At 73.7% G+C, this 10,890-nt stretch carries 12 protein-coding genes and 1 pseudogene; 4 read left to right on the forward strand and 9 right to left on the reverse strand.

Annotated elements, in window-relative coordinates:
- The coding region (locus EAO70_RS38460; RefSeq protein ID WP_222723448.1) for a hypothetical protein at nucleotides 1-207 on the reverse strand (207 nt) is incomplete at its 3' end.
- Between the two features lie 175 nt (nucleotides 208-382).
- On the opposite strand from EAO70_RS38460, the gene EAO70_RS37725 reads away from it, so the two are divergent.
- Nucleotides 383-556, forward strand: a complete 174-nt coding sequence (locus EAO70_RS37725; protein WP_187283777.1) for a hypothetical protein — start codon at nucleotides 383-385, stop codon at nucleotides 554-556.
- An 89-nt stretch (nucleotides 557-645) separates the two neighbouring features.
- On the opposite strand, the pseudogene EAO70_RS38980 reads toward EAO70_RS37725, so the two are convergent.
- Nucleotides 646-843 (reverse strand): annotated as a pseudogene (locus tag EAO70_RS38980) (rodlin); the annotation flags it as partial.
- A 163-nt stretch (nucleotides 844-1,006) separates the two neighbouring features.
- Between EAO70_RS38980 and EAO70_RS07375 the strand changes: the two are divergent.
- On the forward strand, nucleotides 1,007-1,420 hold the full coding sequence (locus EAO70_RS07375) for a rodlin (protein ID WP_148002204.1): 414 nt from the start codon (nucleotides 1,007-1,009) through the stop codon (nucleotides 1,418-1,420).
- Nucleotides 1,421-1,591: 171 nt separating this feature from the next.
- Complete coding sequence (locus tag EAO70_RS07380; protein WP_148002205.1) at nucleotides 1,592-1,825, forward strand: chaplin; 234 nt, start codon at nucleotides 1,592-1,594, stop codon at nucleotides 1,823-1,825.
- 96 nt (nucleotides 1,826-1,921) lie between these two features.
- Here EAO70_RS07380 and EAO70_RS07385 read toward each other — a convergent pair whose 3' ends face one another.
- Nucleotides 1,922-2,299 carry a hypothetical protein gene (locus EAO70_RS07385; RefSeq protein WP_187283778.1) on the reverse strand — a complete coding sequence of 126 codons (378 nt, stop codon included), beginning with the start codon at nucleotides 2,297-2,299 and terminating at the stop codon, nucleotides 1,922-1,924.
- A 14-nt stretch (nucleotides 2,300-2,313) separates the two neighbouring features.
- Nucleotides 2,314-3,660 carry an ATP-grasp domain-containing protein gene (locus EAO70_RS07390; protein ID WP_148002206.1) on the reverse strand — a complete coding sequence of 449 codons (1,347 nt, stop codon included), beginning with the start codon at nucleotides 3,658-3,660 and terminating at the stop codon, nucleotides 2,314-2,316.
- Nucleotides 3,661-3,818: 158 nt separating this feature from the next.
- Here EAO70_RS07390 and EAO70_RS40245 point away from each other — a divergent pair, with 158 nt between their 5' ends.
- Nucleotides 3,819-5,432 carry a glycoside hydrolase family 26 protein gene (locus EAO70_RS40245; protein WP_148002207.1) on the forward strand — a complete coding sequence of 538 codons (1,614 nt, stop codon included), beginning with the start codon at nucleotides 3,819-3,821 and terminating at the stop codon, nucleotides 5,430-5,432.
- 20 nt (nucleotides 5,433-5,452) lie between these two features.
- On the opposite strand, the gene EAO70_RS07400 is transcribed toward EAO70_RS40245, so the two are convergent.
- The 5 genes from EAO70_RS07400 to murJ form a co-directional block, all read right to left on the reverse strand.
- The gene (locus EAO70_RS07400; protein ID WP_148002208.1) at nucleotides 5,453-6,610 is read right to left on the reverse strand and encodes a GNAT family N-acetyltransferase; all 1,158 of its coding nucleotides are present in this window, start codon (nucleotides 6,608-6,610) and stop codon (nucleotides 5,453-5,455) included.
- On the reverse strand, nucleotides 6,607-7,284 hold the full coding sequence (locus EAO70_RS07405; protein WP_148002209.1) for a lipopolysaccharide biosynthesis protein: 678 nt from the start codon (nucleotides 7,282-7,284) through the stop codon (nucleotides 6,607-6,609). Before EAO70_RS07405 ends, EAO70_RS07400 begins: the two co-directional genes overlap by 4 nt.
- 13 nt (nucleotides 7,285-7,297) lie before the next feature.
- Nucleotides 7,298-8,431, reverse strand: a complete 1,134-nt coding sequence (locus tag EAO70_RS07410; RefSeq protein WP_148002210.1) for a glycosyltransferase — start codon at nucleotides 8,429-8,431, stop codon at nucleotides 7,298-7,300.
- Nucleotides 8,428-9,231 carry a polysaccharide deacetylase family protein gene (locus tag EAO70_RS07415; protein WP_148002211.1) on the reverse strand — a complete coding sequence of 268 codons (804 nt, stop codon included), beginning with the start codon at nucleotides 9,229-9,231 and terminating at the stop codon, nucleotides 8,428-8,430. Before EAO70_RS07415 ends, EAO70_RS07410 begins: the two co-directional genes overlap by 4 nt.
- Nucleotides 9,128-10,890, reverse strand: a 1,763-nt coding sequence (murJ, locus tag EAO70_RS07420; RefSeq protein ID WP_187283779.1) for a murein biosynthesis integral membrane protein MurJ, incomplete at its 5' end; no start/stop codon positions are given. The genes EAO70_RS07415 and murJ, both read right to left, overlap by 104 nt.

Genomic DNA, 10,890 nt, shown 5'->3' on the forward strand with positions numbered 1-10,890 from the left:
GTACGCGGCGGGGCGCCTGGTGCGCGGGGTGCGGTGCGCGGGGTGCGGCGACGGCTGCGCACGGGAGCCCGGCCGGCCGCGTACGGAGGGCGGAGCACCGGTCGCGGCGTGAAGGGCGAGGGCGCCGGGAGCGAGAGCGGCGAGCGCGGCGAGTGCCACCGGGACGAACAGCGGACGTCGGGCGTTCCGTGATCGCGGGAATTTCATCCCCGCACGGTAATTCGAGCACCCTCGCACACAGATCCGCGACGCGACGTGAACAGGACGAATCACTCTCCTGCGATGCCTGTGGAATGATGCGGGAATCGCAGCGGAAGGAGCGAAGATGGCGCCGGATCCCGGGAAATGGGAACGGATGGCCTTCATTCCGAAGAGCCGATACGTGAGCGACCCGCAGAGCAGATATGCGAGCGACCCGCCCCCTGCCGACCGCACACCGTTCCCCCTCTATTCCTCCCTCGTGGCCCAGTGGGCGCAGGCCGGCCGGACGGTGCCGGGGATGCCGGACCGCGAGTGGGAGCGGCTGATGGCCACCCCGGTCTGGCCGAGCTGGTAGCGACGGACCCGTGTCGTGCGGGGACGCGAAAGGGGCCGCCCCGGAGGGCGGCCCCTGACGTGCGGACGTCGTCGCGCGGAGGCGGAACGTCAGTTGTTGCCGACGCCGTTGCCCGAGAGGATCGGGATGTCGTCCAGGATGTGCGAGAGCGCCTCGTCACCCTTGGCCTGGGTGGAGTTCTCGGTGCACTGCTGGTTCTGCGGGGAGGACAGGACGTTGACGTCCTGGACCGCGATCGGGACGAGCCCGATGAGCGAACCGGCGTTGACCTTGGCCGGCAGACCCATCGGACGCCAGGGTTCCGCTGTGTCACTCCCCTGGGGGAGCGCACGCGGCAGCGCCAAACGGGGCGCCAGTCGAACGGGTGAAGAGCCGGAACCTCAGCCCCCGGCCGCAGTTGATCCCGTCGCATCAATCACGTCGATTGGTGGGAACAGGAACGGAATCACCGTGATCAAGAAGATTATGGCGGCTGCGGCTGTTACGGCCTCTGTTGTCGGCGCTTCTGCTGCGGCGGCCTCCCCSGCGCTCGCCATCGSCYACGACGGCGGCACSACSTCGCTCAGCGGCAACGGCGCGCACCAGTCCTTCGGCAACTCGAAGACCACCGGTGACATGAGCCCGCAGTTCTCGGCCGTCCAGGGCTCGCTGAACAAGCTCTGCCTCGGCGTCCCGGTCAAGGGCAACGTCGGCTCGGTCGTCGGCGTCCTCGTCCCGGTCGCGGTCCAGGACATCAACGTCCTGTCCTCCCCGCAGAACCAGCAGTGCACCGAGAACTCCACCCAGGCCAAGGGTGACGAGCCGCTGTCGCACGTCCTGGAGGACATCCCGGTCCTCTCCGGGAACGGCGCCTACAACGGCTGATCCGTCCCACGCCCCACAGGGCCGGAAGGAGCGTGAAAGCTCCTTCCGGCCCTGTGTCGTGCGGGCAATGGAGTGAAAGAACGGCAGCGGTCTTTCTCGCGGTTTCCTTTGTGCGGCATGTTCGTTGTGTTGCGTGAAAAGCGTTCCGCCACCGAAAGGATGCAGACGAGAATGAACTGTAAGAAGGCTGCTGCCGTCGTCGCCGGAATCATCATGGCCATGGGTGTGGCCACCCCCGCCTTCGCCGACGCGGGCGCCGAGGGTCTGGCCGTGGGTTCCCCGGGCGTCCTCTCGGGCAACGTCGTCCAGATCCCGATCCACATCCCGATCAACGCCTGTGGCAACAGCCTGAACGTCATCGGCGCGCTGAACCCGGCCGCGTTCAACACCTGCATCAACGCCTGAGCCCTCGACGGCCCGCAGGCACGGTGACCGGCCCCCGGAGAGCCTCCGCTCCCCGGGGGCCGGCCCCTCTCCCGCCGAGACCGGCGCCCTGCCCCTTCACGCCGCGACCGGTGCTCCGCCCTCCGTACGCGGCCGGCCCGCCGCACCGCCCCGGGCTCCCGTGCGCAGCCGTCGCCGCACCCCGCGCACCAGGCGCCCCGCCGCGTACTCGGCGTCCAGCACGAACCGCATCGACGGGCCGTACGAGGGGGCGGTGAGCAGGCCGGCGAGGAACAGCCCCGGCCGCGAGGACTCGAAGAGGGCCCCGGCCTCCGGCGCCCCGCCCGCGCCGACCCTCCGCAGCGCGCCGCGCAGCCCGGGGCCGAGGAGCCGCAGGCGCAGCCCGTGCGCGGCGGCGTGCGCCGCCGCGGAGAGACCGTACGGTCCGGCCCCGACGACCACCAGGTCGTACGGCGACGTCGACGACTTCGGCATCCGGTCCTCCGCCCTCATCGGGGGGTGAGCTGCCGCGAGGAGCCGCGGGGCCGCGGTGTCCGCGCGGACGGCGGGGGACCCGCCCGCCGGGTCGTCAGGTACCGGCGCGCCGAGGACACCGCCCGGCGCAGCAGATGGCCGCACCAGGCGAGGCCCATCGCGAGCGCCGGCGCGGGGTCGTCCGCCGCGCACCAGGCGTACTCGGTCGGCGGCCGCTTCTCCCCGTCCTCTCCGCTCGCGGGCTCGTCCACGGGGTCGCGGCGGGACGCCGTGAGGTACGACAGGGCCGCGTAGTTCTCGACCACGAACCGGCGGCCGTGCACCGGGGCGTGCGCGGGGACGCGGCAGCCGGTGAGGTCCAGATGGAGCGCCCGGACCACGTCCAGCCCGTCCGGGTCGGCGAAGAGCCGGAACTGGGCGCCGGGCCGGGGGTTGAAGTCGAGCAGGTGGTACGCGCCCGTCGACGGGTTCAGCCGGAAGTCCAGGTCGCACACTCCCCGGTAGCCGAGGGCGCGGAACAGGTCGCGGGCCGTGCGGTCCACGGCCGGGTTCGCCGCCCAGCGGCCCACGGCGGTGAGCCCCGCCCCGTCCGGCCAGGACCGCTCCTTGCGGCCCGTCGCCCCCGTCGTGCAGCCGCCGTCCGCGGCCACGTACCCGTGGAAGAACCAGTCCAGGTCGCGCCCCGCCGGCAGGAGTTCCTGGAGCAGCAGCGGGCTGCCCGCCTCCGGGGTCCGCGCGTACAGCTCCCGCACCTCGGCCAGGGACCGCACGATCGAGGTGCTGCGCAGCCCGCCGCCGGCCGGCAGCAGCCAGGGCCTGCTCCACTTGGCGACCACCGGCAGACCGATCGACCAGGCCATGGCGGCGGCCTCGTCGGTGCCGGTGGGCAGTTCGGTACGGGGATGGGGCAGGCCCAGGGACGCGCAGGTCTCGGCGAGTGCCGCCTTGTCGGCGACGCGCAGCAGCTGCTCCTCGGTCTGCGCCGGGAGCAGGAAGCGGGGGGAGAGGTCGGCGCGGCGGCGCGCGAGGCCCAGGGCGCTCACGTCGTCCAGGGGGAGGACGAGCAGCGGAGTTGACGGTCGGTCGGACGATACTCCCGCCGCGGCCCCGATCTCGTCCGCGTACCGGTGGAGGAGCGCGACCAGCTCCGCGGTGGAGACCGCCCCGGGACTCTCGCGGGCCGACCGGAGATAGCGGGAGCGGGCGACCGGGCTGGTGCCGGATTCGATGACCGCGTGCACCGGAATTCCTGCTCTGCCCAGCGATCGGGCGGCGCCGAGCGTGCCGTGGTGGAAGGGGTTTCGGTCGAGGCGCACAAGGACGGTGGGAACGCTGGTGTCGAAACTCTGGCGGCGCGGCACGCCATCACCCTTCCTCTCGGGTGCCCCAACTGGGCGATGAAATCCTCTAATGGACTACTGATCAGAGGAAAGTCGCGTTCACGGTCGGCTCAATAGGAATACTTTCGGAACATCGGATTGACGGTTCATCAAAGCGCGTCCCACGCGAAGGAGCGGCCATGGCGGCTACATACCGGAGAAGATCGAGCGTGTGGCTGGGGGTGCTCACCGCCGGTCTCCTCGCCTCCGGCTCCGTCGTGCTGTCGTCCCCCGCGCACGCCACCGCCCCGGCGACCGCGAGCGACCCCGGGCCCTCGCTCTCCAGCGCCATGGGAGCGTTCCTCGACTCGGGCGCGCCCGGCGTCGCCCGCATCGAGCAGCTGCAGCAGTGGCTCGGCGGACGCGAACTCCGCGTCGGCCACACCTACCTCCCCGGCGACCTCTGGAAGAACATCGAGGGTCCGCCCGGCTTCCTCGACGCCTGGGCGAACTGGCGCAACGCCAAGGCCGACCGCTTGTTCGTGCTCAACGTGCCCATGCTGGAGCGCAACGAGGCCGGCGTGTCCGACGCCGAGGTCCGCCGCCAGCTCCAGCTCGGCGCCGCCGGCTACTACGACCACCACTTTACCGCCCTCGCCGAGCGGCTGGTCCGGCTGCGGGCGCTCGACACCGTCGTCGTCCTCGGCTGGGAGATGAACGGGACGACGTACACCCACCGCTGCGGGCCCGACCCGACCGCGTGGAAGAAGTACTGGAACCGGATCGTCACCGCGATGCGGGCCGTGCCCGGCCAGAAGTTCCGCTTCGACTTCAACCCGAGCCGCGGCCGCGACGCGGTCCCGTGGACCGAGTGCTATCCGGGCGACGACGTCGTCGACATCATCGGGATGGATTCGTACGACCAGCCCCGGGGCTCGCGATTCGACGAGCACGTCAGCGAACCGTACGGACTCCAGAAGCAGGTCGATTTCGCCGCCGAGCACGGAAAGTTGATCTCCTATCCGGAATGGGGGCTCTTCCGCAACGGCGACAACCCCGAATACATGCGGCGCATGCTGGAATGGATGAAACAGCACAAGCCGCTGTACCACACGATCACCGACTACTGCCCGCACGGCGTCTGGCAGTGCGACGACAATCCCCAGTCGTCGCAGACCTTCCGGCAGATGCTCTACGGGACGGAGCTCCCGACCGAGCCGACGGACCCGACGGACCCGACGTGGCCCACCGACCCCACGGATCCGGTGGACCCGACGCTTCCTGAGCCCAAGCCTGAGCCGAAGCCTGAACCCAAGCCTGAGCCCAAGCCTGAGCCGAAGCCTGAACCCAAGCCCGAGCCGAAGCCCGAGCCGAAGCCTGAACCCAAGCCCGAGCCGAAGCCTGAACCCAAGCCTGAGCCGAAGCCTGAACCCAAGCCTGAGCCGAAGCCGGAACCCAAGCCTGAGCCGAAGCCGGAACCCAAGCCTGAGCCGAAGCCTGAGCCSAAGCCMGAGCCSAAGCCTGAGCCCAAGCCTGAGCCGAAGCCTGAGCCCAAGCCTGAGCCGAAGCCTGAGCCCAAGCCTGAGCCGAAGCCMGAGCCCAAGCCTGAGCCCAAGCCGGAACCCAAGCCGGAACCCAAGCCCGAACCCGAGGTCGAGCCCGAGGTCGAGCCCAAGCCCGTCTGTTGGACCGTGAACCTCGGTTCATGGGTCGAGAGCTGGATCGGCGGGCCCGTCTGCGTACCGAAGGACTCCTGGAAGGACGAGGTCGACCTCGACTGGAAGGGCGCACTGGAGGGCGTCTGGCCCTTCTGACCCCGGGACGGCGGCGGCGCTCAGCCGCCGCCGTTCGGCGTCCGGCCGGGCGTCCGGCCGAGCGCACGGCCCACCCAGGCCCGCTCCCGCGCCTGCCGGGCCGCCCAGCGACGCCCGTCCGCCGCGGCCGCGCGAAGCCACAGCAGCGGGGCCGTACCCCGGCCGGCCAGCATGAGCCGCTGGTTGCCGACGGTCTCGGGCCGCCAGTGGTGCTTGTACGCCTCGGTGCCCCGCAGCATGCTCAGCGTGGCCCGGCCGCCCGTGCCGGCCTCCCCGGCGCCGTGCCGCAGCAGCATCGTCGCGACATCGACCTTGCGGGCCCGCAGGGCCGGGTCCGCGCCGTACAGGTAGCCGCCGGCGAGCCGCGGGGACATCAGCGTCAGATCGGCGGCCACCACGTCCCCCGCCAGCCGGAACTCGGTCACCATCGCGTCCCCGCGCTCCACCATCGGCCGCACCGCCCGCGTCAGGTGCTGCGCGAACCGCTCGCTGGTGTGCTCGGCCGTGACGCCCCGCCCCTGCCACTGGAGCCGGTGGAGCCGCAGCAGCCGGTCGAGGGCGGCGGGCACCTCGGAACCGCTGACCACGTGCGCGTCGATGCCGAGGGCGTCGAGCTTGCGCAGCTTGGCCCGGACCCGCTGGGCCTTGCCGGACGGGATACGGGCCAGGAGCCCCTCCATGGGGACGGCGGGCAGCTCCAGGCACAGCGAGTCCGGCATCCGCCGGCGCGGCCCCCGCCAGTGCACCAGGACCCGCTCACTGGCCGCCCCCGGCCGCACCTCCCGCAGGTCGACCACCGTGCCGCGGGCGGCCCGGGCGAGCGCCGAGGCCAGCGCGGGCGCCGCCTCCGGGCAGCCGTCGTCGAGGAGTACGTCCGTGAAGTCGGTGATCGCGCCGCCGAGCTGGGTGAGGACGGGCAGCGGTCCGCGGGCGCGCATCAGGGGCGCGGCGGCGACGAGTTCCCCGTCCTCCCGTCGTACGAGCACCAGCCGCAGCGCACCGGGCCTGCCGTACGAGAGCCACCAGGAGTGCAGCCAGGCGTGGGACTGGAAGGGGGTGGCGGTGGAGCAGCGGCCGTACAGCGCCGTCCACTCGGCCGCCAGCCGCCCGAAGCCCTCCTCGTCACGGCAGATCTCCGTCCGCAGGCCCGGCGGGACGTTCACGGCTCTCGGGCTCATACCGTCTCCGGCCGGTGCGCCGCGGCGGCCGGTGCGGGCACCGCCGCCGGGGATCCGGCGGGCGCGGCCTGCCGGGAGTGCCGGGCCTCGCCGCGCGCGGCGGCACGCCGGGGCCGGACCAGGAGGGCGAGACCGCCCAGGAGCCCGCCGCCGCAGGCGCCGACGAGCGCCGAGAGCGACGCGGACGGCGAGACCGGCGCGACCGGCTTGGTGGCCCGGGAGAACTGCACCACCTTCACGCCCGTACTGCCCGCGACATGGGTGCTGTCGAGGATCAGCGCGCGGGCCACCCCGTCCGCCATGGACACGGCCTTCGCGGGCTTCGCGGCCCTGGCGGTGATCGAGATCATCGGGGCGTCCGGCGAGGTCGCCGCCTGTACGTCCCGGCGCAGGGTGTCGGCGGTGACCCCCGCCCACACCTGGGCGTCGCCGGTGACCGCGATGTCGGTGGCGACCCGGCCGTAGGCCTGGGCGAAGCCGATCGCGGCCGCCGGGTCGGACTTCTCCGCGGGGACGACGATGACGTAGCTGGTCGCCGCGTACTCCGGGGTCTGGAGGGCCCCGTAACCGCCGCCGAGGGCGGCTCCGGCGAGGACGGCGGCGGGCAGGACCGCCCAGCGGCCCGGTGCGCGCAGGCCGGCGGGGAGCAGGGCGCGGCGTGGGGTGGTGTTCATCGGACGGGTTCTCTCACTTCGCGGAGGAGGGGGTGCCGTGGACGGCCTGGTCGTAGAGGGACATCAACTGCTGTGCGCTGTGCGCGATGTCGTAGCGGCGGGCGGCGGCCGGCAGCGGGAACCGGGCGGGCCGGACGCCGTGGACGCCGCGCAGCGCGGAGATCAGCTCGGGGACGGACCCGCCGATCCGCCGCGCGCCCGGGGCCGCCTCCGGGGCCAGGTCGTCGACGGCGGGGCAGGCCACGTACAGGACGGGCAGTCCGGCGGCGAGGGCCTCGACGACGGCGAGCCCGAAGGTCTCGTCGGGGGACGTCGACACGAAGACGTCCATGGCGGCGAGGAGTTCGGGCAGCGAGGGCCCCGGCGTGCCGGGGCCCGGCGGGTCCTCGCAGGCCCCGGCGAGCAGCACCCGGTCGGCGGCCCCGCACGCGCGGGCCGTCCGGAGGAGTTCCGCGCGGTGCTCGCCCTCACCGACGAGGAGCAGCCGGACGTCCGGGATCGCGGCCACCGCGTGGACCAGCCGCTCGAACCGCTTGCCGGGCGTGAGGCGGCCCACCCCGCCGACGACGTAGGCGTCCTCGGGCAGCCCGAGAGCCCCCCGGGCGCGCCGCCGGGCATCGGCGTCGAAGGCGAAGCGGTCGGTCTCGATGCCGTTGGGCACGATCCGGATGCGGTCCGGCGGTACCCCCCAGTCGGCGAGCCGGCGGGCGACGCTCGGGGAGACGGCGACCGTCGAGGTGCCGAGCCGCTCGGACGCGAGGTAGAGCGCGCGGGTGCCCGCCGAGAGCGGTCGGCCCTCGATCTGGGTCTCGCCGAGGGAGTGCTCGGTCGCGATGACCGGCCGCACCCCGGCGATCCGGGCCGCCGTCCTGCCGTACACGCAGGCCCGGTACAGGTGGGTGTGGACGAGGTCGTAGCGGCCCTGCCGGACGATCCGGGCCAGCCGCGGGAGCGCGCCGACGTCACGGTTGCCCGCCATGCCCAGATGGGTCACGGGCGTGCCGTCGGACTCGATGCCGGTGGCGACGGCGCCGGGGTTGGTGAGCGTCACCACCCGCCCCTGGACCGGAAGATGGCGCAGCAGCAGGCGCAGCTGTTGCTCGGCGCCGCCGATGCCGAGCCCGGTGATGACGTGTAGGACCCTCATGACGCACCGACCACGGCCGGGCCGTACGGCGCGGGGAGCAGGTCGGCGGGACGACGGCGGCGCAGCGGGTGCAGGACCCGCTTCGCGGTGAGCCGCCACGGGGTGTCGCCCTCGCCGATGTGGACCCGGGGCAGCGCGTACGTACTGGTGTGCGGGCCCGGGTCGATCGCGCAGCCGTAGCGGTAGCCGGCCCGCCGCACGGCCTGGATCACGCGCGGGTCGACCCGGCCGTACGGATAGCAGAAGCCCTCGACGGGGGCGCCCGTCATCTCCTCCAGGAGCGCGCGGCTGCGCCGGGTCTGGTCGGCCAGTTCCGCGTCGTCGGCCTCGGTGAGCGCGACGTGCGTGAGACCGTGCGAGCCGATCTCCATGCCCGCCCCGGCGATCCGCCGGATGCCGTCCTCGTCGAGGAGCGGCTTCCGGGGGCCGTCCGCGTCCCAGGTGTTCTCGCCGCCGAGCCGCCCCGGCAGGACGTACACCGTCGCCGTGAAGCCGTGCCGGCGGAGCAGCGGGAGCGCCGAGTCGACGAAGTCCGCGTAACCGTCGTCGAAGGTCAGGCCCACGAGCCCGCCGGCGCGGCCCTCCGCGGTGGCGGTGAGCAGCTCCCCGACCGACACCCCGCGCAGCCCCCGGTCGGCGAGCCAGTGCAGCTGCCGGGCGAAGCGCACGGGGGAGACGGTCACCCGGTACGGATCGTCAGCGGGGTCCGCGATCGAGTGGTACATCGCCACCCACGGGGGAGGCTTCATCCACAGGGGAGGCTTCGGCAGCAGACGGCTCAGCGCGGTGGCGGCGGGCATGGGAGGTCCTCCGGAAGACGGAGCGGGTCAGGGGCGGAATCTCCGGCGCCCTGGGGGCGCAGGCGAGGAAGAGCGCGAAGACGCCGGCGACGACCAGGCCCGCCACGGCGACGGCGAGGGCGGCGGGCCCGATCGCGAGTGAGCACAGCCAGCCGGCGCAGGTGGCCCACGCGCCCGCGGTGGCGAGCCGGAGCAGCCCCTCGCCGAGGCGGGCGACGTGGACCGGGACGGCCTGCCGGTGCGCGCCGCGCAGCAGCAGGACGGCGGTCAGGGTGATCCCGAGGGCGTTGGCGGCGGCGATGCCGACCGAGCCCCAGTAGTGGGCGCCCGGGATGCCGGCGACCGCGGTGACGACGAGCCCGGCGGCCATCGCGGCCGCCGGGTACCAGAGCGGGCGGGCGGCGGAGAAGTAGCAGCGGACCAGCGCCCCGACCATGGTCTGGCCGAGCAGGCCGAGGGCGTACACCCGCATGACGGCCGCGGTGGCGACGGTGTCGTCCCGGGTGAACTCACCACGCTCGAAGAGGAGCTCGACGATCCGGGGCGCGGCGGAGATGACCGTCGAGGCGCCGACGAGGACGACGACGGCGGCCAGCAGCAGGTCCCGCTCCACCCGGCGGCGGGCCGCCTCCGCGTCGCCTGCCGCGAGGGCCCGGGCCACCACCGGGAAGCTGACCGTGCACAGCATCAGGGAGAGGATCATCGGCATCTGCGCGACCTTCTGCGCGTAGTTCAGATGCGAGATGGCCCCGGCGGGCAGCGGCGAGGCGAGGAAGCGTTCGATCAGCGTCTGGGACTGGCGGGACAGCGAGAACGCGACGACCGGCGCGATCAGGCCGAGGACCAGGATGCGGCCCTCGACGCCGAAGGAGGACGCGGGCGCCTCCGGCTCCCGTACGGGTACGGGCCGGGCGCGCAGCTCCCGGACGAGCGAGGGGGCCTGCACGAGGACCATCAGGATCCCGCCGACGGCGACCCCGGCGGCGGCCGAGCGGACGCCCCAGGGCTCGCGGAGCAGCAGGATGGTGCCGATGATGCCGATGTTGTACGCCACGTAGATGGTGGCCGGCGGCACGAACGAGCCGTGCGCGCGGAGCGCCGCCGAGCAGTAGCCGACCAGGGCGAACGTCAGGACGCAGGTCCCGGTCAGCCGCGTGCAGTCGATCGCGAGCCCGGGGTCGGGCAGCCCGGGCGCGAGGACCTGGACGATCAGCGGGGCGGCGGCGACCAGGGCCGCCGCGACCACCCCGACGGCGAGGGTGAGCCGGGGGAGGGTGCCGCGCACCAGGGCGCGCACCGGATCCTCGCCCGGCCCGCCGGAACGCCGCGCCAGGGCACGGGAGAACGCGGGCACCAGGATCAGCGCCAGCGCGTCCTCGATGAGCAGCGTCGAGGCGAACTCGGGCACCGTCCACGCCACCAGGAACGCGTCCGTCTCCGCGCCGGCCCCGAAGTACCCGGCGAGGATCTGGTCCCGTACGAGCCCGAGGAGCGCCCCGAGCGCGGTGAGGCCGGCGGTCACGGCGGCGGCCTTGGCGAGGAACCCGCGCCCCTCGGGCGCACCGGTCCTGGCCGCCCTGCCCCGGGCGTGCGCCCGGCGGCCGGAGGGGCGGGGAGTGGCGGGCGGGGGCGCGGGCGGCGAGGTGCGGGCGGCGAGGT

Source organism: Streptomyces sp. adm13(2018), assembly GCF_008042145.1.
Taxonomy (GTDB): Bacteria; Actinomycetota; Actinomycetes; order Streptomycetales; family Streptomycetaceae; genus Streptomyces.

Excerpts from the sequence above, each read along its gene's own strand:
- EAO70_RS07380 (WP_148002205.1), top strand. The coding sequence starts at position 1,592 with ATGAACTGTAAGAAGGCTGCTGCCGTCGTCGCCGGAATCATCATGGCC.
- EAO70_RS07385 (WP_187283778.1), bottom strand. The coding sequence starts at position 2,299 with ATGCCGAAGTCGTCGACGTCGCCGTACGACCTGGTGGTCGTCGGGGCC.
- EAO70_RS07400 (WP_148002208.1), bottom strand. The coding sequence starts at position 6,610 with ATGAGCCCGAGAGCCGTGAACGTCCCGCCGGGCCTGCGGACGGAGATC.
- EAO70_RS07405 (WP_148002209.1), bottom strand. The coding sequence starts at position 7,284 with ATGAACACCACCCCACGCCGCGCCCTGCTCCCCGCCGGCCTGCGCGCA.
- EAO70_RS07410 (WP_148002210.1), bottom strand. The coding sequence starts at position 8,431 with ATGAGGGTCCTACACGTCATCACCGGGCTCGGCATCGGCGGCGCCGAG.
- EAO70_RS07415 (WP_148002211.1), bottom strand. The coding sequence starts at position 9,231 with ATGCCCGCCGCCACCGCGCTGAGCCGTCTGCTGCCGAAGCCTCCCCTG.